Annotated in this window: 27 protein-coding genes, 1 tRNA gene and 1 pseudogene; 13 read left to right on the top strand and 16 right to left on the bottom strand. The window is 73.5% G+C overall.

The window, feature by feature from the left end:
* Nucleotides 1-36: 36 nt before the first annotated feature.
* From ACH4SE_RS01955 to ACH4SE_RS01940, 4 genes are all read right to left on the bottom strand, one after another.
* Nucleotides 37-1101, bottom strand: a complete 1065-nt coding sequence (locus tag ACH4SE_RS01955) for a hypothetical protein (protein ID WP_398541300.1) — start codon at nucleotides 1099-1101, stop codon at nucleotides 37-39.
* A gap of 122 nt (nucleotides 1102-1223) precedes the next feature.
* The gene (locus ACH4SE_RS01950; RefSeq protein WP_398541299.1) at nucleotides 1224-1742 is read right to left on the bottom strand and encodes a DUF4291 domain-containing protein; all 519 of its coding nucleotides are present in this window, start codon (nucleotides 1740-1742) and stop codon (nucleotides 1224-1226) included.
* A gap of 60 nt (nucleotides 1743-1802) precedes the next feature.
* Entirely contained in the window at nucleotides 1803-2228 is a 426-nt protein-coding gene (locus ACH4SE_RS01945; protein WP_398541298.1) for a hypothetical protein, read from the bottom strand.
* Nucleotides 2229-2295: 67 nt separating this feature from the next.
* On the bottom strand, nucleotides 2296-3057 hold the full coding sequence (locus ACH4SE_RS01940) for a transglutaminase domain-containing protein (RefSeq protein ID WP_398541611.1): 762 nt from the start codon (nucleotides 3055-3057) through the stop codon (nucleotides 2296-2298).
* Between the two features lie 429 nt (nucleotides 3058-3486).
* Here ACH4SE_RS01940 and ACH4SE_RS01935 point away from each other — a divergent pair, with 429 nt between their 5' ends.
* Nucleotides 3487-3897: a hypothetical protein gene (locus ACH4SE_RS01935; RefSeq protein ID WP_398541297.1), complete on the top strand. Its 411-nt coding sequence runs from the start codon at nucleotides 3487-3489 to the stop codon at nucleotides 3895-3897.
* Nucleotides 3898-4189: 292 nt separating this feature from the next.
* A complete protein-coding gene (locus ACH4SE_RS01930) occupies nucleotides 4190-4747 on the top strand; it encodes a hypothetical protein (RefSeq protein ID WP_398541296.1) in 558 nt (185 codons plus the stop codon).
* A 166-nt stretch (nucleotides 4748-4913) separates the two neighbouring features.
* On the opposite strand, the pseudogene ACH4SE_RS01925 reads toward ACH4SE_RS01930, so the two are convergent.
* Nucleotides 4914-5126 (bottom strand): annotated as a pseudogene (locus ACH4SE_RS01925) (DUF4291 family protein); the annotation flags it as partial.
* Nucleotides 5127-5329: 203 nt separating this feature from the next.
* On the opposite strand from ACH4SE_RS01925, the gene ACH4SE_RS01920 reads away from it, so the two are divergent.
* The 9 genes from ACH4SE_RS01920 (at nucleotide 5330) to ACH4SE_RS01880 (ending at nucleotide 17340) form a co-directional block, all read left to right on the top strand.
* Nucleotides 5330-7249 carry a protein kinase gene (locus ACH4SE_RS01920; RefSeq protein ID WP_398541295.1) on the top strand — a complete coding sequence of 640 codons (1920 nt, stop codon included), beginning with the start codon at nucleotides 5330-5332 and terminating at the stop codon, nucleotides 7247-7249.
* A gap of 132 nt (nucleotides 7250-7381) precedes the next feature.
* Nucleotides 7382-7981 carry a histone deacetylase gene (locus tag ACH4SE_RS01915; RefSeq protein ID WP_398541610.1) on the top strand — a complete coding sequence of 200 codons (600 nt, stop codon included), beginning with the start codon at nucleotides 7382-7384 and terminating at the stop codon, nucleotides 7979-7981.
* Nucleotides 7978-8817: a PhzF family phenazine biosynthesis protein gene (locus ACH4SE_RS01910; RefSeq protein ID WP_398541294.1), complete on the top strand. Its 840-nt coding sequence runs from the start codon at nucleotides 7978-7980 to the stop codon at nucleotides 8815-8817. Before ACH4SE_RS01915 ends, ACH4SE_RS01910 begins: the two co-directional genes overlap by 4 nt.
* A 5-nt stretch (nucleotides 8818-8822) precedes the next feature.
* Nucleotides 8823-9347 (top strand): GNAT family N-acetyltransferase, encoded by a 525-nt coding sequence (locus ACH4SE_RS01905; RefSeq protein ID WP_398541293.1) that lies wholly within the window; start codon nucleotides 8823-8825, stop codon nucleotides 9345-9347.
* 51 nt (nucleotides 9348-9398) lie between these two features.
* The gene (locus ACH4SE_RS01900; protein ID WP_398541292.1) at nucleotides 9399-10121 is read left to right on the top strand and encodes a phosphotransferase; all 723 of its coding nucleotides are present in this window, start codon (nucleotides 9399-9401) and stop codon (nucleotides 10119-10121) included.
* 986 nt (nucleotides 10122-11107) lie between these two features.
* A complete protein-coding gene (locus ACH4SE_RS01895) occupies nucleotides 11108-11956 on the top strand; it encodes a response regulator transcription factor (protein WP_398541291.1) in 849 nt (282 codons plus the stop codon).
* Between the two features lie 125 nt (nucleotides 11957-12081).
* Nucleotides 12082-13716: an ATP-binding protein gene (locus tag ACH4SE_RS01890; RefSeq protein ID WP_398541609.1), complete on the top strand. Its 1635-nt coding sequence runs from the start codon at nucleotides 12082-12084 to the stop codon at nucleotides 13714-13716.
* 25 nt (nucleotides 13717-13741) lie between these two features.
* Nucleotides 13742-15184: a glycosyltransferase gene (locus ACH4SE_RS01885; RefSeq protein WP_398541290.1), complete on the top strand. Its 1443-nt coding sequence runs from the start codon at nucleotides 13742-13744 to the stop codon at nucleotides 15182-15184.
* The gene (locus ACH4SE_RS01880; RefSeq protein WP_398541289.1) at nucleotides 15181-17340 is read left to right on the top strand and encodes a glycosyltransferase family 39 protein; all 2160 of its coding nucleotides are present in this window, start codon (nucleotides 15181-15183) and stop codon (nucleotides 17338-17340) included. The genes ACH4SE_RS01885 and ACH4SE_RS01880 overlap by 4 nt, the downstream gene beginning before the upstream one ends.
* Before the next feature lie 274 nt (nucleotides 17341-17614).
* Here ACH4SE_RS01880 and ACH4SE_RS01875 read toward each other — a convergent pair whose 3' ends face one another.
* Together ACH4SE_RS01875 and ACH4SE_RS01870 are read right to left on the bottom strand one after the other, a co-directional pair.
* Nucleotides 17615-18076, bottom strand: a complete 462-nt coding sequence (locus tag ACH4SE_RS01875; RefSeq protein ID WP_398541288.1) for a PPOX class F420-dependent oxidoreductase — start codon at nucleotides 18074-18076, stop codon at nucleotides 17615-17617.
* Between the two features lie 202 nt (nucleotides 18077-18278).
* On the bottom strand, nucleotides 18279-19784 hold the full coding sequence (locus tag ACH4SE_RS01870) for an MDR family MFS transporter (RefSeq protein ID WP_398541608.1): 1506 nt from the start codon (nucleotides 19782-19784) through the stop codon (nucleotides 18279-18281).
* Nucleotides 19785-20049: 265 nt separating this feature from the next.
* Here ACH4SE_RS01870 and ACH4SE_RS01865 point away from each other — a divergent pair, with 265 nt between their 5' ends.
* Nucleotides 20050-20247 carry a hypothetical protein gene (locus ACH4SE_RS01865; RefSeq protein ID WP_398541287.1) on the top strand — a complete coding sequence of 66 codons (198 nt, stop codon included), beginning with the start codon at nucleotides 20050-20052 and terminating at the stop codon, nucleotides 20245-20247.
* Between the two features lie 215 nt (nucleotides 20248-20462).
* On the opposite strand, the gene ACH4SE_RS01860 is transcribed toward ACH4SE_RS01865, so the two are convergent.
* The 8 genes from ACH4SE_RS01860 to ACH4SE_RS01825 form a co-directional block, all read right to left on the bottom strand.
* On the bottom strand, nucleotides 20463-21302 hold the full coding sequence (locus tag ACH4SE_RS01860; protein WP_398541286.1) for an RNA polymerase sigma factor SigF: 840 nt from the start codon (nucleotides 21300-21302) through the stop codon (nucleotides 20463-20465).
* 175 nt (nucleotides 21303-21477) lie between these two features.
* Complete coding sequence (locus tag ACH4SE_RS01855) at nucleotides 21478-22317, bottom strand: RNA polymerase sigma factor SigF (RefSeq protein WP_398541607.1); 840 nt, start codon at nucleotides 22315-22317, stop codon at nucleotides 21478-21480.
* Nucleotides 22318-22536: 219 nt separating this feature from the next.
* Nucleotides 22537-22830, bottom strand: coding sequence for a Dabb family protein (locus tag ACH4SE_RS01850; RefSeq protein ID WP_398541285.1), 294 nt, complete (start codon nucleotides 22828-22830; stop codon nucleotides 22537-22539).
* An 18-nt stretch (nucleotides 22831-22848) separates the two neighbouring features.
* Nucleotides 22849-23013 (bottom strand): hypothetical protein, encoded by a 165-nt coding sequence (locus ACH4SE_RS01845; RefSeq protein WP_167981734.1) that lies wholly within the window; start codon nucleotides 23011-23013, stop codon nucleotides 22849-22851.
* Nucleotides 23014-23230: 217 nt separating this feature from the next.
* Nucleotides 23231-23317, bottom strand: a tRNA-Ser gene (locus tag ACH4SE_RS01840).
* Between the two features lie 42 nt (nucleotides 23318-23359).
* Entirely contained in the window at nucleotides 23360-23806 is a 447-nt protein-coding gene (locus ACH4SE_RS01835) for a nucleoside deaminase (RefSeq protein WP_398541284.1), read from the bottom strand.
* Nucleotides 23807-23913: 107 nt separating this feature from the next.
* A complete protein-coding gene (locus tag ACH4SE_RS01830) occupies nucleotides 23914-24447 on the bottom strand; it encodes a hypothetical protein (protein ID WP_398541283.1) in 534 nt (177 codons plus the stop codon).
* Nucleotides 24448-24726: 279 nt separating this feature from the next.
* Nucleotides 24727-24921 (bottom strand): hypothetical protein, encoded by a 195-nt coding sequence (locus ACH4SE_RS01825; protein WP_398541282.1) that lies wholly within the window; start codon nucleotides 24919-24921, stop codon nucleotides 24727-24729.
* Between the two features lie 157 nt (nucleotides 24922-25078).
* Between ACH4SE_RS01825 and upp the strand changes: the two genes are divergently transcribed.
* Nucleotides 25079-25714, top strand: coding sequence for a uracil phosphoribosyltransferase (gene upp / locus ACH4SE_RS01820; RefSeq protein WP_398541281.1), 636 nt, complete (start codon nucleotides 25079-25081; stop codon nucleotides 25712-25714).
* Between the two features lie 78 nt (nucleotides 25715-25792).
* Here upp and ACH4SE_RS01815 read toward each other — a convergent pair whose 3' ends face one another.
* Entirely contained in the window at nucleotides 25793-26470 is a 678-nt protein-coding gene (locus ACH4SE_RS01815; RefSeq protein WP_398541280.1) for a LytR C-terminal domain-containing protein, read from the bottom strand.
* Nucleotides 26471-26485: the final 15 nt, after the last annotated feature.

The raw sequence follows: 26485 nt of genomic DNA, 5'->3' as shown, positions 1-26485 counted from the left end.
CCGGCCGGCGGGGCGCCGGCCGGGGTGGGGGGCGGATCAGGAAAGGGGGGCGGCCGGGAGGTGGGCGGACCAGGCGCGGGTCTCGTCCGCGGTCAGGACGCGGGTCAGCTGCGCCGTGCCGGGCAGGTGGGGGAAGAAGCGGTCGGCGTTCCAACTGCGCTGGTACGAGGGATTGTCGAGGACGAGGAGGCGGCGGCCCGCCACCACCGGGATGTCGTCGGGCAGGCCCTCGTTCCACAGGCGGGTGCCGTCCGGGGCGAGGAGCTCGAAGGCGCCCGTCGCGACGCAGTCGGAGCGGCCCCGGGCGGGCTCCGGGTCCGTGGCCAGGCGGACGCTCTCCGGGGAGGGCGGGGTGCCGGGCACGTGACCGCCGCCGATGAGGACGTGGGCCAGCAGTGTGTGCAGCTGGAAGTTGTCTCCGATGCCGCCGATGCGTATCTCGAAGCCCGTTCCGGTGGGGCGGTGCAGGACGATCACGGGTTCGTCGTCCAGCACGGCGAGCGCGTAGGCCAGGCACTTGAGGTCGTGCCGCTCCAGGGCCGCGAGCTCGCGGCAGGCGGGGAGCAGGGGGGCCGCGTGCCGGCGGCGCACCTCCGCGCTGCGGCAGAGCACGGCCAGCGCGGGCGGCTGCCATTCCTCGACCGTGCACCAGGCCAGCGCCAGCCGGGTGGCCTCGTGGGCGTCGCCGCCGAGGCGGGCGAGCAGCGCGTCGTCGATGATCCCCCCGTCCGGTTCGGGCAGCTCTTCCCCTGCCCCGCCGGTGGCCGTCCAGCGGCGGGCGAACTCCAGCGCGTCGAGCAGGTCCCGGTGCACGCCGTCGAGGATCGGCCCGGCGCAGGCCACCGGGTCCGCGCCGCGCTCGACGCAGAAGCCGGCCGCCATCGCCAGCATCGGGCGCGGGCCGGTGGGCGGGAAGGCGGGGAGCAGCGCGGCCAGCCGGGGTCCTGCGGCCACGCGGGCGTCGTCCGGTGCCGACTGCACGCTCTCGATCACGGTGGAGAAGGCGCGTCCGGTGCGTTCGCCGTCACGCGCGGCGACCGCGGACTCCAGTTCGGTCACGGCAATGGGAAGGCCCGAGGCCTGCTTCCTCTTGAAGATCACCGGCACACCCTAGGGGGCGCCGTGAGGCCGCCTCGCACGTGCCCTTCCGGCCCCGACGGCATGACGCGGTCCTGTCGGCGCGCGAACCGCTGCGGCGCCCTCCGCCGGGGCGGCCGGGCGGCTCAGCGGTGGAGGTGCGAGACGTCCGCGGGGTAGGGGCGCTCGTGCGGCAGGAGGGCGCGGGCCGCGTCGAGTTCGCCCGCGCGGACGTGGGCGCGGATCGTGCGGGCGAGCGGCGTGACGTCGGTGACGGCGACGGTCCACTCGTCGGCGTAGCGGCGCACGGCCTCGCCGGACAGGCCCAGTTGCAGCGAGCGATACGGCAGCGGGCGCGGGTGGAGGTCGCGTTCGGGATCCCACTGGACGCCTGCGGGGGAGCGTTGCAACTCCCGCTTCCAGGAGGCCTGGTCGGCGTGCAGTCCGGGCTGGTGGTGCGACAGGCAGGCGTGGGCGAGCGCCCACGCGAGGCCTTCGCGGGTGATCTCGACGGCGAGGACGGTCTCCTGGCCCTCCTCGGTGCCCCATCCGCAGCGGTACATCATCCACGGGAACGACGGCTTGATCCACGTCAGGCCTCGTTCGTAGTCCCTTTTCCACGGCCACCTGTCCGGCTGCCGGCAGGGTGACGGAGGGAGTCTCAACGGTCTCGTCAGCGCCAGCTGGTCGTAACTCCGCCGTGCTGCAACGGCGTCCGGCTACCGTCAGGAGTCACCTCGGCTACGTTCGGCGAGGACGGCTGCGAGCACTGCCGCGACCGGAGTTCCTATGACTGCGAGGAAAGCCCAGGCACGCCCGCCGGTGACGGTCACCGAGACCATGGTCTCGGTGAAGAAGACAACGCCGGCGACGACAGCCGCCCAGCTCCTGAGCGTCAACGCTCGCGCCTTTGGCAGCAACAGAACCAGCGCGGCCCCCGCGGCCAGACCCGGAAGGAGCCCCAGAGCCGTACCACAAGCCAGGACGCCCACTCCAAATGCCAGTCCGTCGAGGGCGGAAGTCCCCTCGCCCGCGGCGCCCACCTTGAGCGCGACGAATGCGGATATGGCGGTCAGAACCGCAAATGGAGCGGCAGAGGCAGGCATGCCGTAACGGGCGCTACGCCAAACGATGGTCGACCTGGGCTGCATCTATGCCTCCTTCTTCCTGGACGTCCTGAGGGTCAGGCTGTTCTGCACCTGTGCGGGGCAGCAGGGTTTAGGGCTCGCGCCGACTCAGGACGGGGTCGGCCAGCACTCTCGCCATGGCGCACAGGGTCTGGCCGTGCCGGGCAAAGAGCTCGTCGCGGGAGTCGAAGTGGCCCAGGTCGTTGACCACGAAGGCTGAGAGGTCACACGGGCCGGACGATGCCGGGCATGCCACGGTTCCATCCCAGTCGACATCGGTCCTGGCCAGAGCGTCGAACAGTGTCTCCGTCCCGGCATTCGTGAAGCCACCGCCGACTCGTCCGCCCGGTTCGCCCACCCCGGCGAAGAGTTCCGACACCGGCAGCCAGGCTGCCGAGGCACGGCCGGACCGTCCACCAATGCGGAACTCCGGCCAGGCCAGCACGACCTGGCTGGGAACGAGCCGTCGCAGCCGAGGAAAGCGCGGATACCAAAAAGCCCCGTCCACGACCAGGCCGCGCACTCGGGTAGACACGTCCCACGACCGTGCCATCGCCTCCAGTACGGCCATCCGCTGACTGCAGGAGCCGCGGCCGCGCCGCAGAACCTCGGAGACCGGCCGTATCTCCTCCACCGAGTACACCGGCCGAATTGCTGCCGAGATCCACCGGTGCGCGCGACGGAGAGCTGCCACCTCCGCCGCGGGTCCCTCCTCATTCCGGGCCGCAGCGTCGATGCCCTGCGCGGCGGACAGGACACGCGGATGCCGCCAGTCGAGTATCCGTGTCGATGCCACGCCACCGCATACAGCGCGGCTCCCCTCTTCGGTTTGTCGAGCCTGCCCGCGCGGCATCAGCAGACCACTCACCATGACCGACCCTTCCCACCCCGCCCAATCGAGTACCCAGTCTGGCAGCTCTTTTGAACGTGTTCAAGAATGGAGGCATCAGGAGAGCTCGCCGCTCCCCGGCCGTAGCCTGGTACGGGTCCGATGCGCGACCAGGTGGTCTGGCTTGCTCAGCTTGCGCTCCTGGAACTGGCGCGGTCGTCAGTGTCTTGCCCTCAGCTGCCGGCGTAGAAGGTTGTGCTGCACATGCCGCCTGTGAGGACTACGAACGCGGCTTACTGATCCACGTCAAGCCTCGTTCGTAGTCCCTTTCGGTCCCTGGTACTTCGACGGCTGGTTCTGTCGCCCATAGGGTCGCAGGCGGTTCCTCAGTCCACTCGACTGCGGCGGGTGGGGCGCCGAGGTCCTCCCTGGTGATAAAGCGGTGGTCATGCTGTGAGCGTTTTTCTGGCTTCATCGGTGGTGTCCCCTGGGTACCGCCAGATCGCCATCGGTGACTTCGAGACCGTTGACACCCCGCAATGGCAGTCGGGCGAGGAGTCCTTGGTCAGTTCATCCAGCGGCTTTCTCATCGGAACGATCGACGATCCGGACGGCGACGTCGAAGTGGAAATGCGGCGCGGTGACGTCGACGTGCCGGATGTCCGGGTCGTCTTCGAGGGCGTACTCAGCTGCCCGTCCGGCATCGTCAGCGCCACCGGTCCGACGGATGACCGACAGGAGACCCTTCTGCTGCCCGGGAGGGGGGACTGGTCGGTACGCATCGCGGTCAGGGGCCGGGACAGGCCGGACTACGTCGCTGTCTTCTTCGACCAGCAGGAGTGGGTCGCTGCGCTCTCGTCCTGATACCCCTGCCCGACCGCTCGGGTTCGCCAACGTCCCGGAACTCGATGAACAGGGCCAACCGGTCAACGAGCAGAACGCCGAGCGCCGCGCCGCGACGTGGCTCTACCGGTGCTGCAGCGGAGAGCTGCTCCCGGGGGAACCGGACATCAAGGCCTGGGAGTCCCAGCTCTACTGGCATGCGCTGCGTCCGTCTGGCCGTTGACCAAGCTCGACAGGCTGCGCGCCGCGACCAGACCGGGCTTGCCCACCTCGGGGTAAAGTTGCTAAGGAAGCGGGCCTCGGGGGTGGCGGCGTGTTCGGTTGGAAGGTCTCGACAAGACGTGCGTTGGCGGCGTGGGCGCTCAGCGGCGCGGTAGTGCTGGCCGTGTCCGGGTGCGGGCCGGAGGAGCGTTTACTCGTTGCCGTGTATGTGGACCAGCAAGGCACCGCGCAGGCGCTCATACGCACGTGCGACAACGACGGTCAGGTCAGGGGCCCCTGGCTCGAAGGCACTCTCAGCACCGATTCCGAAGAACCGACGTCTGGCGGGACGAGAGGCGTCGCGTCCGCCGCATCCGGGACGGAAGAACCATGGATCGGCTGGCGTGCCTACGGGATCCACAGGGCCGTGGACTTTCCACTCCTCGCCCCGCCCGCGCTGTGGCGAGTCGAGACCCACGGCGTTCAGATCCTACAAGCGGGCTACACGTATGAGCTGAGCATCAGTGACCCCGACGACCACTACGTGTACAACGGAACGGTGCGGTTCGATGCCGCCCAACTCGCACGTGTGAAGCCGGGCAGGGTTCTGACCAGTGAAGGCGTCATGAGCAGGAAGGCATTCGAGGAGGGCGCCCGTAAGGCGTGCTGACCCGGTCAAACGTCAGCCGCTGTCCGGGGTCCCGGCATGATTGCGTCACTGGTACAGGCTCGCCGGGGCGAGTGACCTGTTCCCCCCGCGTCACGCCGCTTCTCCGTGCCTCGGGCATCGGGGACCGGATCGTGCGCAGGCTTGTGGACGATGAACGTGCTGTGGTGATCCACGTCATCCGGTCCCGCTTCCACGCCGTCGGGAAGCGGCCGTCCCGTGCCGCCGCGAGGCCGATCTGCGGCCGGTCCGCCTGGTAGACGGTGACGGTGGAGTCGGTGGCGAGGGCGCGGACGCGGTGGGTGGGCCTTCCATGCGTCCAGGGTGGGCGGTGCCGTGACGGGGCCGTCAGCGAATTACCCGCGCGGGGCGTGGGCGTCATCGCGTGTGCGGGGCGAGGGGTGCGGTGGAGGGGGCCGACCACGGGGCGGGGGCCGGGGACGGCCGGTGGGGGCCGCCGGCCGTGGGGGCGGGACGAGCCTTTCGCCGCGGGTCGGCAGGGCGGTGTCGCGGCTCTGCGACCGTGCTGTGCGGGTGCGGTGGAGGCCGGGGCGGCCGCGCAGGCGTTTCGGTACGCTGCGGCCCGTGACGGAGCACGGGGGAAGCGGCACACGGGACACGGGCGGCGAGGACACCGCAGGAGGCGGCACTGACGGAGCGGGCGGGGACTTCGACCTCGCGGGCAGCGGGGCCGCCGCGCTGAAGGTCGAGGACCCCGTCCGGATCGGCGGCATCCCGCTGCTGGGCAGGCTCGGGTCCGGCGGGATGGGCCGGGTCTACCTGGGGCTGGCCGGCGGGGAGTACGCCGCCGTCAAGCAGGTGCACCCGCACTTCGCCGAGGACGGGATGTTCCTGCGCCGCTTCGGGCGCGAGCTGGACAACATCGCGCGGCTCCCGGCGGGGGCCGGTGCCCCGCTGCTGGACAGCGACCGGGACGCGCGCCCGCCGTGGTTTGCGACCGCGTACATCCCGGGGCTCACGCTCAGCCAGGCCGTCGAGCTGCACGGCGAACCGCTGCCGGTGCCCGCCGTGTGGCTGCTGCTGCGGCATCTGGCCGCGGGCCTGCGCGCGTTGGGCACGCGGGCGATGGTGCACCGGGACCTCAAGCCGTCCAACGTCATGCTCACCGCCGAGGGCGTCACCCTCATCGACTTCGGCATCGCCCGCGCCGCCGAGCAGAGCCGGCTCACCGGTACGGGCATGGCGGTCGGCACCCCCGCGTACATGTCGCCCGAACAGGCGGCCGCCACCCGGCAGCTGACCGGCGCCACGGACGTCTTCGCGCTCGGCTCGCTGGTGGCGTACGCGGCGACGGGCCGCCCGCCGTTCGGCGACGGCGCGGGCCACGAGGTGCTCTACCGCATCGTGCACGCCGAGCCGGACCTGTCCCCGCTGCGGGCGGTGGACGGCGAGCTGGCCGACGTCGTCGCCGGCTGTCTGGACAAGGACCCGGAAGCCCGCCCCGGTCCGCAGGAGTTGCTCGACCTCGCCGCACGCCACGCGGCCGATCCGGTACCGGGCTGGCCGCCCGCCGTCATGGCGCGGCTCGACGCCCGCGCCGCCTTCCTGGCCCGGCCCCGCCCGGACGCCGCCGGACTCCTCGCCGCCGCGCGGCCCGCGACGGCGGTGGTGCCGGAGCCCGCCCCGGAGGACCGCGCCCCCGCGCCGGGCGAGGAGAAGCGTGCGGCGAAGCCGCGGCGGAAGGTGCTGCTGCTGGTCGTCCCGCTCGTCCTGGCCGCCGGAACGCCGCTGACGCTCCAGCTCCTCCCCGACTCCTCACCCGGCCAGGCCGCCGACGGCCCGCGCCCGCCGACCGCTTCCGGCTCGCCGACCCCTGGCTCCCCCTCCGCCCTGCCGGCCGCCTCGACCTCCGTCCCGGCCACGAGGGCGGGCACCTCCCCGTCCGCCACCGGCCCCGCCAAGTCCGCGGCCCCGAAGGCCGGTTCGGCAGCGGGCGCCTCGGCGACGTCCGGCTCCGGCGGCTCCTCCGGTACGGGCGGGGGCACGTCCGGCGGCAGCTCCGGCTCCTCCGGCGGCTCGGGCGCGGCCTCCGGCTCCGGCGGCGGATCCGGCACCGGCTCCGGCGGCGGGACGACCGCTTCCGCGAAACCCCCCGCCTCCGGCGGGAGCGGCAGCGGCTACCACGCGTACAAGAACGGCAGGACCGGCACGTGCCTGGTCGCGAACGGCTTCGGCAACGCCCTCCAGCTGGGCTCCTGTTCGGGCGACGCGGCCCTGTGGATCCAGAAGGCCGTCGGCGGCGGCTTCCAGATGGTCAACAAGAACACCGGCGAATGCCTCCAGGCGGGGATGTTCAACAACGCCGCCACCGTGGCAGGTTGCGGCAGCACAGGCCTGCAGACCTGGCACGACGCGGCGGGCGCCGGAATCGCCGACGGCTACGACAACCGGTGCCTCACCGTCGCCTACGTCGGCTCCAGCGTCGCCGGCATCGGCACGCAGAGCTGCGACGGCTCCCCCGTCCAGGCCTGGCGCCGGCAGTAGCCGGTCCCGCGTCGCACCGCACGCCGGGCCCCCGCGGCTGGTACGGGTGGGGCAGGGGGCCGACGGTGAAGGGACGCGGGCGTGACCGAGGCGGCGGACGGCAGGGTCTGGTACGTGGCGTACGGCTCCAACATGTGCGCCGAGCGGCTGCGCTGCTACCTCGCGGGAGGCCGCCCGCCCGGCGCGTCCCGTGCGTACCCGGGCGCGCGCGACCCGCGCATGCCCGCGCGCTCGCGCCCCGTGGAGCTCCCGGGCGCCCTGTACTTCGCGACGCACTCCCCCGTCTGGCAGGGCGGCCGCGCCTTCTACGACCCCGGCGCCCCCGGCACGGCATGGGCCCGCGCCCACCTGCTGACGGCCGGGCAGCTGTCCGACATCGCCGCCCAGGAGATGTACGGCCCGCCCGGGCGGGACCTCGACCTCACCCCCGTCCTCGCGACGGGCCGCCACGCCCTCGGCCCCGGCCGCTACGAGACCCTCGTCCACGCCGGCGAGCTGGACGGCCACCCGCTGCTGACCCTCACCGCGCCCTGGCACCTCGACGACGTCGCGCCGGTCCCGCCCTCCGCTGCCTACCTGCGCATCATCGCCGCCGGGCTGCGCGAGGCCGCCGCCTGGGACTCCGCCGCGATCGCCCGCTACCTCGCCACCCGCCCCGGCGCCGCCGGCCACTGGACCCCCGCACGGGTGGCCCGCGCCGTCGCCGCACCGGGTGGCAGCATGAACGCATGAGCAGCAGACGGGGCGTGACGGTGGTGCGGGCGTGCATGCGCGGGGAGGCCGGCGGCAGCCCCACCGCGGTCGTCGACGAGCGCGAGGCCGCGGGCGCCACGGACGCGGAACGCGCCGCCGTCGCGCCCGCCGCGGGCACCTCCCACGCCGTCTTCGTCGACCCCGCGCCCGACGGCGCCCACCTGCGCTTCTTCACCGCGGAGGGCGAACTGCCCGCCTGCGGCCACGGCACGGTGGCTGCCCTCACCCACCTCGCCGGGCACGCCGGCGGCCGCTTCACCGGGCAGCTGCGGGCGGGCGGCACCGCCTTCACCGGATGGGCCGAGCGCGACGGGGCCGGCTACCACGCCGCCTTCCGCACCCGGCCGGTCGACCTGCGGCCGGCCACCCCCGGCGAGGCGGCCGCAGTGGCGGACGCCCTCGGCGCGGCGCCCCCGCACGAGGCCGTGGTCGCCTCCCTCGGCCGGGCCCGCATGCTGCTCCCCGTCCCCGGCCGCGCCGCCCTGCGCGCCCTCGACCCGGATCCCGCCCGGCTACGCGCCGCATGCGACCGGCTGGGCCTGCTCGGCGTCTACGTCCACACCCCGCCGGAAGCGGACGGGCGGCTCGCGGCCCGCATGTTCGCGCCCTCCATCGGAGTGCCCGAGGACATCGCGAACGCCAACAGCACCGCCTGCCTCGCCGCCCACCTCACCGCCCGCGGCGTGCCCCGGATCGCCGCCGACATGGGCGACGGCCTCGGTGCCCCCGCCACCGTCACCGCCACCGCGGAACCCGGCCCGGGCCCGCGGCGCGTACGCGTCGGCGGGCGTTGTCAGACCCTCCCCCTACCGTGATCTTCATGAGCGAAAAAGTGGTGCGGGTGGACCTGGCAGCCTGGGGCGAGGACGACTTCCCGCTGCTGGAGCAGACCAACACCCCCGAGATGACGGACCACCTCGGCGGCCCCGAGAGCCCGCAGGCCCTGGAGGCCCGGCACAGGCGGTATCTCGCCCTGCCCAAGGGCGGCATGTTCAGGGTCGTGACCCCCGAGGGCGAGACCGCCGGCGCGATCGGCTACTGGGAGCGCGAATGGCGCGGCGGCCCGGTCTGGGAGACCGGCTGGAGCGTCCTCCCCGCCCACCAGGGCCGCGGCATAGCCGCGGCCGCCGCCCGCGAGATCATCCGCACCGCCCGCGAGGCGGACGGCAACCGCTACCTGCACGCCTTCCCGAGCGTCGACCACCCCGCCTCCAACGGTGTGTGCCGCAAGGCGGGCTTCGAACTGCTGGAAGAGGTCTCCTTCGAATACCCCAAGGGCAGCTGGATGACCTGCAACGACTGGCGCATCGACCTCCAGTCCCCGGCCGGCCCCACCGCGGGCTGATCCGGCGGAAACCCGTGGCCAAGGCCGCGCCGCAGAGGGCAGCATGCCGGGATGAGGTTCTCAGGGCCGCCCCAGGGCGAGGTCAGCGTGCCCGCGCCAATTGTGCGGATCGCGGAAGGGCGGCCCGTGACCGCCGTGTGGATCAACAACCGGGGCGGCACGGCCTTCCGGCTCGGCCAGGGCGAGCACTACGCCAAATGGGCACCCGCAGGCGCGGACCTCGACCTCACGGCGGAGGCGGAACGCCTGGCGTGGGCCGCGCACTACACACCCGTACCGCGCCCCCTCGACCACGGGGCCGACGACACCGGTGCCTGGCTCGTCACGGAAGGCCTCCCCGGCGACAGCGCGGTGAGCCCGCGGTGGCTGGCGGACCCGCACACGGCCGTACGCGCGCTGGGCCGCGGACTGCGGGCACTTCACGACCGCCTGCCGGTCGAGGACTGCCCCTTCACCTGGTCGGTGGAACAACGGCGCCGCCACCCCGACGTGCCCGCCGACCTCCCCGGCGCGCCGCCCGTCGACCGGCTCGTCGTCTGCCACGGCGACGCCTGCGCGCCCAACACGCTGCTGCACCCGGACGGCTCGTGGGCCGCGCACGTCGACCTCGAGGCGCTCGGGGTCGCCGACCGGTGGGCCGACCTCGCGATCGGCGCATGGAGCACGAGCCTCAACTTCGGGCCCGGCTGGGAAGAGGCCTTCTACGCCTCGTACGGGGTCGCGCCCGACCCCGAGCGCATCGCCTTCTACCGCCGCCTCGCCGGCCTGAGCTGACACCCTCCGGGGGGTCCGTATGCGGCTCCCTTCGCCGCGCTCGGCGGTGCCCCTTCCGGCGGTGCCCGCTTGCGGTGGGGCTTGCGGCTGCCCCGCCGCGCCGCGCTCGGGCGGTGCCCGGTTGCCGGTGCGTATGCGGCTGACCGCGCCTGGCGGCGCTGCTTCGGGCGGTGCCCGGGGTGCGTGGGCGGCTGCCCCGCCGCGGGGTGCCCGCGCCTGGCGGCGCGGGGTGTTCCCACCCCCACCACCCGTGCGGGACAGATGTCGGCTGACGGCCTTCTCGTGGGGGTGCGCCGCCGTCGGGGGCGAACCGCAGTCCCTGGACAGCTTCACCCCCACCGGCAGGCAGCCGCCCACGAGACACCGGGAGGGGGACGATCCGGGGGTGCCCCCGCAGGAATGCGCACCCCGCCGCCCAATATCCGGGGAGAGGTCAGACGCGCATTCCGAGGAGGTACCCGCGGAGTGGCACCCGACCCCACCCCCGCACAGGACGCGCGATGCCCCGCCGGGCAACCCAGGGGCGCGAGGAACTGCGCGACCAGCCCCCACCGGGCGAATGGCGAACCGCCCACCGCAAGCCGCACCCCCTCAGGGGCGCGGGGAACGGCGCGAGCAACCCACCACCGGGCGAATGGCGAACCGCCCACCGCAAGCGGCACCCCCTCGGGGGCGCGGGGAACGGCGCGAGCAACCCACCACCGGGGGAACGGCGAACCGCACGCCGCAAGTGGCACCCCCCCCCCCCCGGGGCGCGGGGAACGGCGCGACCAGCTTCCGCCCACCGTGAGGCCGCGGGCCACCGCACCACGCACCCCCCCGCAGCGCAGAAGCAGCCGCGGGGAACGCCGCGAGCCCCCGCCGGCGACGAGGCGGACCGCCGCCGGCCGAGGCGGCACCCCCCGAGGCCACGTGCCCACGGGATTCTCAGAGGATTCACAGATTCGGCCAAGACGGCTTTCATAGGCGCCCCACAGGCTGCAAGCATGACGACGACACCCCCCGCTCCCGCCGCGCACGGCGCCGCGGCCGGTGGTGGCGCGCTGCGCGCCGCCAGGAGCTCCGTGAGCCACAGCGCCGCCACCTCCGGCGGACCCGCCGCCTCCTCCTCCGCCGCCGCGGACCTCGCGCGGCCGGACGGCTCGCCCGTCCGCGTCCTGGTCGTGGACGACGAGGCCCCGCTCGCCGATCTGCTGTCGATGGCCCTGCGCTACGAGGGCTGGAAGGTGCGCACGGAGTGCGACGGTTCGAGCGCGCTGCGCGCGGCGCGTGAGGACCGGCCGGACGCGGTCGTGCTGGACGTGATGCTGCCGGACATGGACGGTCTGGAGGTGCTGGCGCGCCTGCGGCGCGAGACGCCGGACGTGCCGGTGCTGTTCCTGACGGCGAAGGACGCCGTCGAGGACCGGATCGCCGGGCTGACGGCGGGCGGCGACGACTACGTGACGAAGCCGTTCAGCCTGGAGGAGGTCGTCGCGCGGCTGCGCGGCCTGCTCCGCCGCTCCGGCGCCGCGGCCGTACGCAACGAGTCGCTGCTGACCGTCGGCGATCTGGTCCTCAACGAGGACAGCCACGAGGTGAGCCGCGGCGGGGACAACATCCACCTCACCGCGACGGAGTTCGAGCTGCTGCGCTATCTGATGCGCAATCCGCGCCGGGTGCTCAGCAAGGCGCAGATCCTGGACCGCGTGTGGTCGTACGACTTCGGCGGCCAGGCCAATGTCGTCGAGCTGTACATCTCCTACCTGCGGCGCAAGATCGACGTCGGGCGCCCGCCGATGATCCACACACGGCGCGGGGCGGGCTATCTGATCAAGCCAGGAGAGCCCGCGTGACCCTGCCGTACCCCGGCAGGTCCGACCGTGCGAAGGGGCCCGGCACCCGTACGCCGCGCCCGCGCCCAGGCCTGCGCCCAGGCCCGCGCCCAGGCCTGAGCCTGCGTACGCGTCCGCGCTGGTCGCTGCGGCGGCGGCTGGTCGCGTCGTGCGTGGCGCTGGTCGCCGTCGTGTGCACGGTGATCGGCGCCGTCACGATCTTCGCGCTGCACGACTTCCTGTACGGCCAGCTCGACGGCAAGGTCCGCGACCTGGCGATGCGCGCGTCCGGCCCGCACGGCGGTCCCGGCGGCCCGCTGCCGGGCGCGAACGGCGCTGACGGCACCAACGCCACCACCGGCACGAACAGCACCCACGACACCACCGGCACCAACAGCACCCACGGCGTGAACGGCGCGAACACCCCCCGCGCGGACCGCGACGCCGGCGCCCCGGAGAACGTCCGGCTCGGCTTCCTCATCGGCGGCGGCCAGCCGCGTGAGACGGTCGGCGCGATCGTGACCTCTTCCGGCACGGTCGCGCAGGCCCAGGTGAGCGCGACCAACGCCGCCGACACCTCCGGCTCGTCCGGCGGCGCCCTGGTCGCCGCCCCGCTCACGGGCACCCAGGCGGCCGCCTTCGCGGACGTGCCGCGCGACGGCCACCCGCACACCCTCGACATTCCCGGCCTCGGCGGCTACCGCGTCGAGTCCGCGCGGCCCGGCACGGACGGCAGTACCGTCCTGGTGGGACTGTCCACCGAGGGCACCGAGGACACCCTGTCGACCCTGGTGTGGGTCGAGGTCTCGGTGTCGGCGGCCGGTCTGGTCGCCGCGGGCCTGGCGGGCGCGGCGCTGATGCGGATCGCCCTGCACCCGCTGCGCCGGGTCGCCGCGACCGCGACGCGGGTGTCCGAGCTGCCGCTGGACCGCGGGGAGGTGGCGCTGCACGAGCGCGTCCCGGACTCCGACACCGATCCGCGGACCGAGGTCGGCCAGGTCGGCGCGGCGCTCAACCGCATGCTCGGGCACGTGGCCTCCGCGCTGCACGCGCGGCAGGCGAGTGAGACGCGGGTGCGGCGGTTCGTCGCGGACGCCAGCCACGAGCTGCGCACCCCGCTGGCGTCGATCCGCGGCTACGCCGAGCTGACCCGGCGCGGCCGGGAGCCGGTGGGCCCGGACACCCGGCACGCGCTGGGCCGTATCGAATCCGAGGCGTCCCGGATGACGACCCTCGTCGAGGACCTGCTGCTGCTCGCGCGGCTGGACGCGGGGCGTCCGCTGGACCCGGTGCCGACCGACGTGTCCCCGCTGGTCGTGGACGCGGTGAGCGATGCCCGCGCGGCCGGCGGCGGCCATTTGTGGCGGCTGGACCTGCCCGACGCCCCGGCGGTGGTCGACGGCGACCCGCAGCGCCTGCACCAGGTGCTCACGAATCTGCTGGCCAACGCCCGCACCCACACCCCCGCGGGCACGACCGTGACCGCGCGCGTCGCGCCGCTGCCCGGCGGCGCCGTGCGGATCCAGGTCGAGGACGACGGCCCCGGCGTCCCCGCCGGGCTCCAGCCGGTCGTCTTCGAGCGCTTCGCCCGCGGTGACGCCTCCCGTTCCCGCGCCCAGCAGGGCGGCAGCACGGGGCTGGGGCTGGCGATCGTGCAGTCGGTGGTGGCGGCGCACGGCGGCTCCGTGGAGCTGGAGAGCGCGCCCGGCCGTACCGTCTTCAGCGTCACCCTGCCCCCTGCGCACTCACAGGCCGTCCCCAGCCTCAGCACACGGTCGTGACAGCGCCCCCGCCGAGCCTCGGGGTATGCGAACCACACTCGGCAACCTGCCTCCCCGGCAGCACCTGCCGGTCGCGGACACGGCGGCCGGCGAGGGCGTGAGCGGCGCGGCCGCCGCCCCCGTGCTGGACGTCGTCATCCCCGTCCACAACGAGGAGAACGACCTCGGCCCCTGCGTCCGCCGCCTGCACGCCCACCTGTCGGAGACCTTCCCCTACCCCTTCCGCATCACCGTCGCGGACAACGCCAGCTCCGACCTGACCCCGCTGGTCGCCGCGGAACTCGCCGCGCAGCTGCCCGGGGTGACGTCCTTCCGGCTGGAGCAGAAGGGCCGCGGACGGGCCCTGCGCACGGTGTGGACCGCGTCCGGGGCGCCCGTGCTGGCGTACATGGACGTCGACCTGTCCACCGACCTCAACGCGCTGCTGCCGCTCGTCGCCCCGCTCATCTCCGGGCACTCCGACCTGGCGATCGGCTCCCGCCTCACGCGCTCCTCGCGCGTGGTGCGCGGCGCCAAGCGGGAGTTCGTCTCCCGCGCCTACAACATGATCCTGCGCGGCTCGCTCGCCGCCCGCTTCTCCGACGCCCAGTGCGGCTTCAAGGCGATCCGCGGCGACGTGGCGCAGCGGCTGCTGCCGATGGTCGAGGACACCGGCTGGTTCTTCGACACCGAGATGCTCGTCCTCGCCGAACGGGCGGGGCTGCGCATCCACGAGGTGCCCGTCGACTGGGTCGACGACCCGGACAGCAGCGTCGACATCGTCCGCACCGCGCTGGACGACCTGCGCGGAGTCTGGCGCGTCGGCCGGGCGCTGGCCACCGGGCAGCTCGCCCTGGACCGGCTGCGCCGCCCCTTCGGCGACGACCCGCGCGACCGCGACCTGTCCGGTGTGCCCGTCGGGCTGGCCCGCCAGCTCGTCGGCTTCTGCGCCGTCGGAGTCCTCAGCACCCTCGTCTACCTCGCGCTCTTCTCCCTCTTCCGGCTCGGCACGGGCTCCCAGGCCGCCAACGCGCTCGCCCTGCTGCTGTCGGCGCTCGGCAACACCGCCGCCAACCGCCGCCTCACCTTCGGGGTACGCGGCCGCGACCGCGCGATGCGGCACCAGGCGCAGGGGCTCGTCGTTTTCGTGATCGGCCTCGCCCTCACCGGCGGATCGCTCGCGGCGCTGCACACGGCGACGGACGCGCCCTCGCACGGCAGCGAGCTCGCCGTCCTCGTCGCGGCGAACCTCGCGGCGACGGTGCTGCGCTTCCTGCTCTTCCGCGCCTGGGTCTTCCCCGACCCCGCGCCCCCCGCCCCTGCCCCTTCCCCCGGCGCGGGTCCCGGCCCGTGCGGCACCGTACCGGCGAAGCCCGCCGCCGACCCGTACGGCACGGCCCCCCACGGCACCGCCCCCCACGGCGCCGCCGGCGCCGTTCACGCGCCGGACCCGGGGGCCCCGGCCACGTCCGACAGGAGGACGCGATGACCGCGACGACCGGCCTCCCCCACGCGCCGGCCGCCGCCCGCGCGGCCACGGCGCGGGACCGCGCGGCGCGCCTGGCCCGCAGGATGTGGCGCGGCCGGGCCGCCGACCCGGCGTGGGCGCGCCCCGCGCTGCTCGCGCTGCTGCTCGGCACCCTCGTGCTCTACCTGTACGACCTGGGGGCGTCCGGTTACGCCAACTCCTTCTACTCCGCGGCCGTCCAGGCGGGCAGCCAGAGCTGGAAGGCGTTCTTCTTCGGCTCCTCCGACGCGGCGAACGCCATCACCGTCGACAAGCCGCCGGCCGCGCTGTGGCCGATGGCCCTGTCCGTACGGCTCTTCGGGCTCGGCCCGTGGCAGATCCTGGTGCCCGAGGCACTCATGGGCGCGGGCACCGTGGCGCTGCTGAACGCCGCCGTGCGCCGCCGCTTCGGCGCCGGCGCGGGCCTGCTCGCGGGGGCGCTGCTGGCGCTCACGCCGGTCGCCGCGCTCATGTTCCGCTTCAACAACCCCGACGCGCTGCTCGCGCTGCTCATGGTCGCCACGCTCTCCTGCGTGCAGCGCGCGCTGGAGCACGCGAGCACCCGGTGGCTGCTGGCCGCCGGCGGGCTGCTCGGTCTCGCCTTCCTCACCAAGACGCTCCAGGCCTGGCTGATCGTGCCCGCGCTCACCGCCGTCTACGCGGTGTGCGCGCCCGCGCGCCTGCCGCGCCGGCTGCTGCAACTGCTCGCCGCGGGCGCCGCGATGGTCGTCGCCGGCGGCTGGTGGGTGGCGGTCGTCGAGCTGTGGCCCACGTCCTCCCGCCCCTACATCGGCGGCTCCCAGGACAACAGCTTCCTGTCGCTGACCTTCGGCTACAACGGCTTCGGGCGCATCACCGGCAACGAGACCGGCAGCGTCGGCGGTGGCGGCGGGGGCCGCGGTCCCGGCGGCGGTGGCGGCGGCATGTGGGGCGAGACCGGCATCGGGCGGCTCTTCGGCTCCGACACGGGCGGGCAGATCGCCTGGCTGCTCCCCGCGGCCTTCGCGCTGCTGCTCGCGGGCCTGTGGCTCACCCGGCGTGCCCGCCGCACGGACCTGGTCCGCACCGACCTCGCGCTGTGGGGCGGCTCGCTGCTCGTCACGTTCGTGACCTTCAGCTTCATGTCCGGGATCTTCCACCAGTACTACACCATCGCGCTGGCCCCCTACATCGCGGCGGTGTGCGCGATGGGCGGCGTGCTGCTGTGGCGGCGCCGCGCCCGGCTGCCCGCCGCGGCGGCCCTCGGGGTGGTCGTCGCGGGGACGGGCGCGGTCTCGTACGTGCTGCTCGACCGCTCGCCGGACTGGCACCCGTGGCTGCGGAGCGTCGTCCTCGGCGCGGGCGTCCTCGCCGCGGTCGCGTTCGTCGCGCTGCCGTACGTGCGGAGCGCCGGCGTGGCCGCCGCCGCGGGCGCCCTCGGCCTTCTCGCGGTGCTCGGCGGGCCCGTGGCCTACACCCTCGACACGGTGAAGACCCCGCACCAGGGATCCATCGTCACCGCCGGCCCCGCCGTCATGTCCGGCGGCTTCCCCGGCGGCGGAGGCGGCGGCCGCGGCGGCATGCCGGGCGGGCCCGGCGGCCAGGCGGGCGGGCAGGGCCTCCCGGGCGGCCAGACCGGGCGGACCGGCCAGACCGGTGGCCAGGGCTTCCCGGGCGGCCAGAACGGCCCGGCCGGGCAGCAGGGCTTCCCGGGCGGCCAGGGCACGCAGGCCCGGCCCCCGCAGGGCTTCGGCGAGGGCGGCTTCCCCGGCGGTGCCGGAGGGGCCGGCGGCATGGGCGGCCTGCTCAACGGCGCGCAGGTCAGCGCGCAGATGACGGCCCTGCTCAAGGCGGACGCCGGCAGGTACACATGGGTCGCGGCCGCGGTCGGCTCGCAGAACCAGGCGAGCTACCAGCTCGCGACCGGCAGGCCCGTGATGTCCATCGGCGGCTTCAACGGCAGTGACCCGTCCCCGACGCTCGCCCAGTTCAAGGAGTACGTCGCCGAGGGCCGCATCCACTACTTCATCGGTGGCGGCGGCATGGGCGGCGGGAGCATGGGCGGCTCCGCCGCCGCGTCCGACATCGCCTCGTGGGTCGAGTCGACGTTCACCGCGAGGACGGTGGGCTCGGCGACGGTGTACGACCTCACGCCGTAACCCGCCCCGCCCTCCGGGGGCACCCGGCGCTTCCAGCTCCGGGCTGCCCCCGGAGGCGTTTTGCGCGATCGTCCGCGCGCTGTGGCTGGTCGCGCGGTTCTCCCCCCGGGCTCCGCCTGGGAGGTGCCCCCACGCGCCCCCGATCGCCTGCCCTCTGCACGCAGGGTGAGCGTTTTCCGGGGCGCGGGGAACTGCGCGCGCGACCACCCACCCGGCGGGAGACGGCAGCGTGCGGTCGGGGGCGGACGCGAGCCCGTACCCCCTTACCCGGCGGTCACCCCAGCCGCGCCGGGAAGCCGCCCGTGGCGACGGGCGACCACCGCTCCGGGGTGATGCGGATGAGCGACTTCCCCTGGCGGACCATCGCCTCGCGGTACTCCGCCCAGTCGGGGTGCTCGCCGCTGATGTTGCGGAAGTACTCCACCAGCGGCTCGACGGAGTCGGGCACGTCCAGCACCTCGGCGACGCCGTCGATCTGGACCCAGGGCCCGTCCCACTCGTCCGACAGGATGATGACGCTCACCCGCGGGTCGCGCCGCGCGTTGCGGGTCTTGGCGCGTTCGGGGTAGGTCGAGACGACGATGCGGCCGGCGTCGTCGACGCCGGCCGTGAGCGGGGAGCCCTGGGGGCGGCCGTCCGCGCGGGTGGTGAGGAGGATCGCCCGGTGCCGCGGGCGTACGAAGTCGAGGAGCTCTTCCCGCGAGACCGCGGTGTTGGTGGCGATGTTGGGAGCCATGCCCAGCACTTTACGTCGCTGCTCCCACGCCCGCCGGGCGTGGGAGAGCCGGGGGTCCCGGCGGGCGGCGTCGGCCGTCCCCTGCCTCGGCCGCCGCCGGGACCCGTCACCCGTACCTCCGCTGCCTGGACCTCTCCGCTGCGGGCACAGGACTGGTGGGACGGGGGTTCGACGGGCGGGCGCGGAGCGCGCCCGCGGGTGCTCAGTCGTCGGCGCGCTCCAGGCCGCTGCGGGTCTTGAGCGCCACCTCCTTGACGAAGACGACGAGCAGGAAGGACAGCAGCGCGAAGGGCGCCGCGTAGAGGAAGACGTCCCCGATGCCGTGCCCGTAGGCGCTCTCCACGACGCCGCGCACGGGCTGGGGGAGCAGGGCGACGTCGGGGATGCCGCCGCTGTCGCCCGTGGTGGGCTTGACGTGGATCGCGGCGAGGCCGCTGCTCACGAAGTGGGTGACGCGGTTGCCGAGGACGGCGCCGAGCGCGCTGACGCCGATCGCGCCGCCGAGGGAGCGGAAGAACGTCACGAGGGAGCTGGCGGCGCCCAGGTCCGCGGGGGCGACCTGGTTCTGCACGGCGAGCACCAGGTTCTGCATCATCATGCCGACGCCGAGGCCCAGCAGCGCCATGTAGACGCCGACCTCCCAGTACGGGGTGTCGTAGCGGATCAGGCCGAGCAGCCCGGAGCCCGCGGTGAGCAGCAGACCGCCGGAGACCAGGAAGATCTTCCAGCGCCCGGTGCGGGTGATGATCTGGCCGGTGACGGTGGAGGAGACGAACAGGCCGCCGATGAGCGGGATGGTCATGATGCCGGACATCGTCGGGGACTCGCCGCGGGCCAGCTGGAAGTACTGGCTGAGGAAGACCGTGCCGGCGAACATCGCCACGCCCACGAAGAGGCTGGCCAGCGAGGTGAGGGTGATGGTGGCGTTGCGGAACAGCCGCAGCGGCACGATGGGCTCTGCGGCGCGCGACTCGGTGTGGACGAAGAGCGCGCCCAGCACGAGGGCGGCGGGCACCATCACGAAGGTCTGCCAGGACATCCACGCGTAGTTCTGGCCGGCCAGCGACACCCAGATCATCAGCAGCGACACCGCCGCGGTGATGAAGAAGGCGCCCGTCCAGTCGATCTTGACCTGACGCTTGACGACCGGCAGGTGCAGCGTCTTCTGCAGCACGATCAGCGCGATGATCGCGAAGGGCACGCCGACGTAGAAGCACCAGCGCCAGCCGAGCGCCGAGTCGACGATGACACCGCCGATGAGCGGGCCGCCGACGGTGGCGACGGCGAAGGTCGCGCCGAGGTAGCCGCTGTAGCGGCCGCGCTCGCGCGGCGAGATCATCGCGGCCAGGATCACCTGGGTCAGCGCGGACAGGCCGCCGGCGCCGATGCCCTGGACGAGGCGGCAGCCGATGAGCATGCCGGGGCTGGTGGAGAAGCCGGCCACGACCGAGCCGAGCACGTAGACCACCAGCGAGAGCTGGATGAGCAGCTTCTTGCTGAAGAGGTCGGAGAGCTTGCCCCAGATCGGCGTGGTGGCCGTGACGGCGAGCAGCGAGGCGGTGACCACCCAGGTGTACGCGCTCTGGCCGCCGCCGATGTCGGCGAGGATGCGCGGGAGCGCGTTGGAGACGATGGTGGACGACAGGATCGCCACGAAGAGCCCCAGCAGCAGGCCCGAGAGGGCCTCCATGATCTGCCGGTGGGACATGGCCGCCCCGTCCGGGGAGCCCGGCGGGGCGGTGTGTGCTGAGGATCCGGTTGTGCCGGACTTGTCGGGGAGCTGGTTGTTGCTCCGTGTCGACGGGGTCGCCATCAGGCCTCCACTTGATTGCCTGAAGCAACCATACGACGATATGGTTGTATAGGACAAGCTCTGTGAGGGGCCTGTGGCGCACGCCACGCGTGCGCGTGATGCGCCCGGGCGGGCTGTGGGGGGTGCGTCAGCCGGAGCCGACACGCTAAGGTCAGGCGGCATGTCGAGTAGCCAGCAAAGCCCTGAGAACAACTACGACCCGGCCGGCTCCACGCAGATGTTCCGCGCCTTCGTCGACGAGCAGCCGCAGGCCGTCGAGGTGCAGCGGGCACAGGCCCGTCCCCGGATCGGCCTGATCGTCGGCATCGTCGTCGCGGTGGTGGTCGTCGTCGGAGTGGTCGTACTCGCCATGAAGTAGCCCTCGGGACCCCGCGCGCGGGCCCGACCACTCCGCCCGTCACCCCGCCCTGGTGCGGTCGGTCTTCCTGCTCGCTCCCTCCGCGGACGGCCTCGTTCCTCGGCCGGCCACTTCGGGAGCTCGGGCGTCAGCCCTCGCTCGTGCCGTCGGTCTTCCTGCCCGCTCCCTCCGCGGACGGCCTCGTTCCTCGGCCGGCCACTTCGGGAGCTCGGGCGTCAGGCCTCCGCGGTCAGCCCCTCGCGGAGCTGCGCCAAGGTCCTCGTCAGCAGCCGGGAGACGTGCATCTGCGAGATGCCGACCTCCTCGCCGATCTGCGACTGCGTCATGTTCGCGAAGAACCGCAGCATGATGATCTGCCGCTCACGTGGCGGCAGTTGGGCCAGCAGCGGCTTGAGCGACTCGCGGTACTCCACGCCTTCGAGGGCCGCGTCCTCGTAGCCGAGCCGGTCGGCGAGCGAGCCCTCGCTGCCGTCGTCCTCGGGCGGCGGGGAGTCGAGGGAGCTGGCCGTGTAGGCGTTCCCGACGGCGAGGCCGTCCACCACGTCCTCCTCGGACACGCCGAGGCAGGACGCCAGCTCGCTGACGGTCGGGGAGCGGTCGAGCCGCTGGGAGAGTTCGTCGCTGGCCTTGGTGAGCGCCAGGCGCAGCTCCTGGAGCCGCCGCGGCACCCGTACCGACCACGAGGTGTCGCGGAAGAAGCGCTTGACCTCGCCGACGATCGTCGGCATCGCGAAGGTGGGGAATTCGACCCCGCGCTCGCAGTCGAAGCGGTCGATGGCCTTGATCAGGCCGATGGTGCCGACCTGGACGATGTCCTCCATCGGCTCGTTGCGGCTGCGGAAGCGCGCCGCCGCGTACCGCACGAGCGGGAGGTTCAGCTCGATGAGCGTGTCGCGTACGTAGGTGCGTTCCGGGCTGTCCTGCGGCACTTCCGCAAGGCGCAGGAAGAGCGAGCGGGACAGCGTACGGGTGTCGATGGCCTCGCCGTGATGAAGAGCATCGTGCGGTGCTTCGCCGGAGTCGAGCACCTTGGGACTGCCCACCTGTACGGACATGCCACCCCCTTGAGGTCGCGGACGGGTGTCGCGAGCGACGTCGTTCCGGTTGTTCCTCCACTGGAATACCGGCTGAGCGCACGCGACAAACGCGGTATCCGCAGAATGTCACATGTCGGCAACACGCTGTAGCGCCATGTCGACATATCTGTGCAGGTGACTTAATCCGCTTCGGTTAGGGTTCGATCTGGTTTGCGGACCTCAGTCTGGCGAAGCTGCGGGAGAGCAGCCGGGACACGTGCATCTGGGAAACCCCCAGCTCAGCGCTGATCTGCGACTGCGTCAGGTTGCCGAAGTAGCGCAGCAGCAGGATCCGCCGCTCGCGCTCGGGGAGCTGCACGAGCAGATGGCGCACCAGATCGCGGTGCTCGACGCCGGACAGGGCCGGGTCCTCGTAGCCGAGCCGGTCCAGCAGCCCGGGGGCGCCGTCGCCCTCCTGGGCGGCCTCCAGGGACGTCGCGTGGTAGGCCCGGCCGGCCTCCAGGCACGCGAGCACCTCCTCCTCCGACAGTCCCAGCCGCTCGGCGATCTCGGCGGTGGTGGGCGAGCGGCCGTGCAGGACGGTCAGGTCCTCGATCGCACCGCTGACCTGCACCCACAGCTCGTGCAGCCGCCGTGGTACGTGCACCGTCCGCACGTTGTCGCGGAAGTAACGTTTGATCTCCCCCACCACCGTCGGCATCGCGAAGGTCGGGAACTGCACCCCGCGGTCCGGGTCGAAGCGGTCGATCGCGTTGATCAGCCCGATGGTGCCGACCTGGACGACGTCCTCCATCGGCTCGTTGCGGCTGCGGAAGCGCGCCGCCGCGTAGCGCACCAGCGGCAGGTTGACCTCGATGAGCGCCGCGCGCACCCGGGCGTGTTCGGGTGTGCCGGGTTCAAGTGTGCGAATCTGTTCGAAGAGCACCTGGGTGAGGGCCCGTGCGTCCGCCGCGCCGGCGCTGGGGGTGCGCGTCCTGCCGCGGGGATAGGAGGTCGACGCGGTCGCCGCAGTCGACGCCGTACGGGCCGGCACCGGCACGTCACACCCCTCTTCGGTTCTTCATCCACTCATCCGGCAAAAGCGGTCATAGCATCACAATTCATGTGTGGGGGTTCAAGCACCGCATAGTGCCGTGTTGTACGACCGCGGCCGTGTTCCCGCCCGCCGGAAACGGCAAAGCCCCCCACCGTGACGGCAGGGGGCTCGGCGGCTTCCGCGCGCGGCGCCCGGGGCGGCCGCGGGGGTCCGGGCTCAGAACTCGTAGTCGGCAATCACCCAGGTGGCGAATTCCGTCCAGGGCGCGACGGCGGCCTGGTGCGCCGGGTGTTCGAGGTAGCGGCGCAGCGCATCGGCGTCCGCGACCGAGGAGTTGATCGCGAAGTCGTACGCGACGGGCCGGTCGGAGACGTTCCAGCCGGTCTCCCACGACGCGACCTCGGGCACCAGGCCGCCCAGCTCGGCGAACGCCCGTGCGCCCGCCACCACCCGCGGCTCGTCCCGCGAGACGCCCTCGTTGAGCTTGAACAGGACCAGATGCCGGATCATGCCACCCTCGCTCGCTCGTCAGTTGGCCAGGTCGTGCATGAACTGCCCGATGCTCTTGGCCGCGTTCGATATCCCGACGAAGCCTACTTGCACCAGGTCGGCGGCCCGGGCGGGCTGGTTGATGATCGTGTACAGCACGAAGATCACCAGCACGTACGTGGCGATCTTCCTCGCCTGCGCCATGCTTCTTGCCCTCCCCAGCCGCAGCCCCACACCAACGGTCACAAGCGTGCAATCCACAGAGTCTATCCGTCAGATGGCGCAAGAAGGCGTCCACCGGACCGTTGATCCGATGAACGCCATGCCCTGTGGCCTGGGCCGGGAAACGCCCCCGGGAACGCCGAACGCCCGCCGGCTCGCGAGGAGTCGACGGGCGTTTGCTGCGCTGTGGGCGCCAGAGCGGTAGCGGTGGGATTTGAACCCACGGAGGAGTTGCCCCCTCACACGCTTTCGAGGCGTGCTCCTTAGGCCGCTCGGACACGCTACCGAGAGAGAGCTTAGCCCACGCCGGGGCGTGCGCAGAAATCCGTCAGCGGTCCAGCGGGCGGCCGGAGCGGAAGAAGGCGGTCAGGAGGGCGGCGGCGGGCCCGGGGAGGACGCCGGTGATCACTTCGGGGCGGTGGTTGAGGCGGCGGTCGCGCAGCAGGTCCCACAGCGAGCCCGCCGCGCCCGCCTTGGTGTCGGTGGCCGCGTAGACGACCCGGTCGACGCGGGACTGCACGAGAGCGCCCGCGCACATCGCGCACGGCTCCAGCGTGACCACCAGCGTGCAGCCGGTCAGCCGCCACTCGCCCACCTCGGCGGCGGCCCGGCGCAGCGCCAGCACCTCCGCGTGCGCGGTCGGGTCGCCCGTCGCCTCGCGCTCGTTGCGGGCGCGGGCCAGCACCGTCGTACCGTCCGCGGCCAGCACGACCGCGCCCACCGGGACGTCGCCGGTGAGCGGGGCCAGTTCCGCCTCCGCCAGGGCCAGCCGCATGGCGGGGACCCAGGGGTCGCGGACCGGGTCCTGCGGGTCCGCGGGCTCCCCGGGCGGCTTCCCCGGCGGAGGGGAGTGGGGTACGGGTGGGCCGGGTGGGTGTGCTGTCAGCGGACCGCCTCCAGAACGTCACCGCAGCCCAGGGCCTCGGCGATCTCACCCAGCGCCTCGCCGGTGAGTGCGCCGTCGCCGCTGAGTGCCAGCAGCTCCATGCGGCTCATCCCGAGGTCCGCCAGCAGGTCGGTCTCGCCGAGCGGGCCGGCGGGCACGTGGTCCTCGGAGAGGCCTGCCACGGCCTCCTCGTCCCCGTCGCCGTCCTCGGTGCCGTCGAGGTCGACGAGCACGTCGAGGTCCTCCGGGTCGCGGCCCAGCACCTCGTCGGTGAGCAGGATCTCCCCGTACGAGCTGCGGGCGGCCGCTGCCGCGTCGGACACGTAGATCCTGGGGTCGTCCTCACCGTCCACGCGGACGACGCCGAACCAGGCGTCCTCCTGCTCGATGAAGACCAGAACCGTTTCGTCCTCGTCGCCGGCCGCGCGGGCCAGATCACTCAGGTCGGCGAGGGTTTCCACATTGTCGAGATCGGGTTCGCTCGCTTGCCAACCGTCCTCGGTGCGCGCGAGCAGTGCGGCGAAGTACACCGTGACTCTCCCACAGGTCTCAGGCCGTCCGGACCGGGTGGGGCCGCCGCCGACATCTCTCGGCATTCACGGTCCCGCCCATCGGCATCGTGGCAGAAACCGGGGCGTTGCGAGAGGTCTTCGGCACTGCGACGTGCCAGGTCTTCGTCACTTCTGCGGGATTCGCGGGCCGCGTACCGCCATTGCGGGGGTCCGGCGGTCCTCCGGCCGCCGCCGAACGGTCACACTCCGCGCGCGCCGCGATCGTCCGCGAACACCCGGACGGCCCTCACCCGGCCCTCACCAACGGAAGGTGCGCATCCGCATCTGCTGCCGCAGCCGGGCCGCACGCGCCCGGCGCGGCTGCACCCGCTCCCTCAGCTCGCGCGCCTCGTCCCGCTCCCGCAGGAAGGACGCGCGCCTGCGCCGGCGCTCCTGCTCGCGCTCGGCCGCGCTGCCGCGCCCCTGCGCCGCGCTCCCGTCCCGGTCCGCCATGGCGGCCACCATCCCTGGGTCGCTTCACCCGGGTGACGCGCCCGGGCGTACCAACCCACTTTCCCCCGTTCGGGCGGTTTACCCCACCGGCGGCGCAGGAGCGGCGGGCCGGGCGGGGCTGGCAGGGCCCCCGGGAGCTGCGGTTACAGTCGTCGGTATGCGTCTCCACGTTGTCGACCACCCGCTGGTCGCGCACAAGCTCACCACCCTGCGCGACGAGCGCACCGACTCCCCGACCTTCCGCCGGCTGGCCGACGAGCTGGTCACCCTGCTCGCCTACGAGGCGACGCGCGACGTCCGGACGGAGCAGGTCGACATCCGCACGCCCGTCGCCGCCACCACCGGCGTGCGGCTGTCGTACCCGCGCCCGCTGGTCGTGCCCATCCTGCGCGCCGGGCTCGGCATGCTCGACGGCATGATGCGCCTGCTGCCCACCGCGGAGGTCGGCTTCCTCGGCATGGTCCGCGACGAGCACACGCTGGAGGCCACGACCTACGCCACCCGCATGCCGGAGTCCCTCTCCGGCCGCCAGGTCTACGTCGTCGACCCCATGCTCGCCACCGGCGGCACCCTCGTCGCCGCGATCAACCTGCTCATCGAGCTGGGCGCCGACGACGTCACCGCGCTGTGCCTGCTGGCCGCCCCCGAGGGCGTCGAGACGATGGAGGCCGCGCTCGCGGGCAAGCCGGTCACCGTGGTGACGGCCGCCGTCGACGACCACCTCAACGAGCAGGGCTTCATCGTCCCCGGCCTCGGCGACGCGGGCGACCGCCTCTACGGCTCCGTGAGCTGAGAGCTGCCCGACCCGACCGGGGCCGAGCTGACCTGAGCCGGGCGCTGCCGCCGGGGTGACCCCGGCGGCAGCCCTGGCTCAGCTGGGCTTCGGCTTGGCCGAGGGGGAGGAGTGGGCGGCGGAGGAGCCGCACACGGGGCTCGGCGGCGGGGGGTTCGCCGCCGCCACGCGGGCCTTGGCCGCGGCGGCGGGGCTCGCCATCGCGGAGAACGCGTTGCCGATCATGACGTCCACGTTCTTGTCCTTGCGCGCCGGATCGATCTTCACCGACGACCCGGCGATCTGGGTGCCCGCCTCGCGGGCCGCCGCCTCCGCCGCCGGACCGGCGACGATCAGCGCCGTCTGGGTGACCTTCTTGTCGTACGGCGCCGAGGCGTTCCCGAAGGACTTGACCTTGAAGCCGCGCTTGGCGAATTCGTCGGCGGTGGACTTGGCCAGGCCGCCGCGCGTGGTGGCGTTGTAGACGTTCATCGTCACGGCCTTGGGCTGCGGCAGCACCATGGGCCTGAGCGCGGGCGCCGGGCTCGCGGTGCACGGGCGGCTCTGCGGAGCGGCGTTCGCCCTGGTGTCGCCGTCGTCGTTCTTGAAGACGTCGAAGAGCTGCAGCGCGCCGTAGCCGAACAGGCCCAGCACGACGACCGACGCGACGACCACGGCCACGACGCGGCCGCGCCGCCTGGGCCGCCGCATCCGCGGAAACTGGTCCCCGGTGATTCGGTATTTACCGCCCATCCCGGAGGGCGTCAGCATGCTCATGAGCGCAGCGTAAGC

This window comes from Streptomyces sp. NPDC020983, from assembly GCF_044333485.1.
GTDB lineage: Bacteria > Actinomycetota > Actinomycetes > Streptomycetales > Streptomycetaceae > Actinacidiphila.
This window is presented reverse-complemented; position numbering and strand designations above follow the sequence as displayed.

Coding starts and splice junctions, on each gene's coding strand:
- ACH4SE_RS01945 (WP_398541298.1), bottom strand. CDS start 2,228: ATGCAGCCCAGGTCGACCATCGTTTGGCGTAGCGCCCGTTACGGCATG.
- ACH4SE_RS01940 (WP_398541611.1), bottom strand. CDS start 3,057: ATGCCGCGCGGGCAGGCTCGACAAACCGAAGAGGGGAGCCGCGCTGTA.
- ACH4SE_RS01915 (WP_398541610.1), top strand. CDS start 7,382: ATGTGCGCCGAGCGGCTGCGCTGCTACCTCGCGGGAGGCCGCCCGCCC.
- ACH4SE_RS01910 (WP_398541294.1), top strand. CDS start 7,978: ATGAGCAGCAGACGGGGCGTGACGGTGGTGCGGGCGTGCATGCGCGGG.
- ACH4SE_RS01905 (WP_398541293.1), top strand. CDS start 8,823: ATGAGCGAAAAAGTGGTGCGGGTGGACCTGGCAGCCTGGGGCGAGGAC.
- ACH4SE_RS01900 (WP_398541292.1), top strand. CDS start 9,399: ATGAGGTTCTCAGGGCCGCCCCAGGGCGAGGTCAGCGTGCCCGCGCCA.
- ACH4SE_RS01895 (WP_398541291.1), top strand. CDS start 11,108: ATGACGACGACACCCCCCGCTCCCGCCGCGCACGGCGCCGCGGCCGGT.
- ACH4SE_RS01885 (WP_398541290.1), top strand. CDS start 13,742: ATGCGAACCACACTCGGCAACCTGCCTCCCCGGCAGCACCTGCCGGTC.
- ACH4SE_RS01880 (WP_398541289.1), top strand. CDS start 15,181: ATGACCGCGACGACCGGCCTCCCCCACGCGCCGGCCGCCGCCCGCGCG.
- ACH4SE_RS01875 (WP_398541288.1), bottom strand. CDS start 18,076: ATGGCTCCCAACATCGCCACCAACACCGCGGTCTCGCGGGAAGAGCTC.
- ACH4SE_RS01870 (WP_398541608.1), bottom strand. CDS start 19,784: ATGTCCCACCGGCAGATCATGGAGGCCCTCTCGGGCCTGCTGCTGGGG.
- ACH4SE_RS01865 (WP_398541287.1), top strand. CDS start 20,050: ATGTCGAGTAGCCAGCAAAGCCCTGAGAACAACTACGACCCGGCCGGC.
- ACH4SE_RS01860 (WP_398541286.1), bottom strand. CDS start 21,302: ATGTCCGTACAGGTGGGCAGTCCCAAGGTGCTCGACTCCGGCGAAGCA.
- ACH4SE_RS01850 (WP_398541285.1), bottom strand. CDS start 22,830: ATGATCCGGCATCTGGTCCTGTTCAAGCTCAACGAGGGCGTCTCGCGG.
- ACH4SE_RS01845 (WP_167981734.1), bottom strand. CDS start 23,013: ATGGCGCAGGCGAGGAAGATCGCCACGTACGTGCTGGTGATCTTCGTG.
- ACH4SE_RS01835 (WP_398541284.1), bottom strand. CDS start 23,806: ATGCGGCTGGCCCTGGCGGAGGCGGAACTGGCCCCGCTCACCGGCGAC.
- ACH4SE_RS01825 (WP_398541282.1), bottom strand. CDS start 24,921: ATGGCGGACCGGGACGGGAGCGCGGCGCAGGGGCGCGGCAGCGCGGCC.
- upp (WP_398541281.1), top strand. CDS start 25,079: ATGCGTCTCCACGTTGTCGACCACCCGCTGGTCGCGCACAAGCTCACC.
- ACH4SE_RS01815 (WP_398541280.1), bottom strand. CDS start 26,470: ATGAGCATGCTGACGCCCTCCGGGATGGGCGGTAAATACCGAATCACC.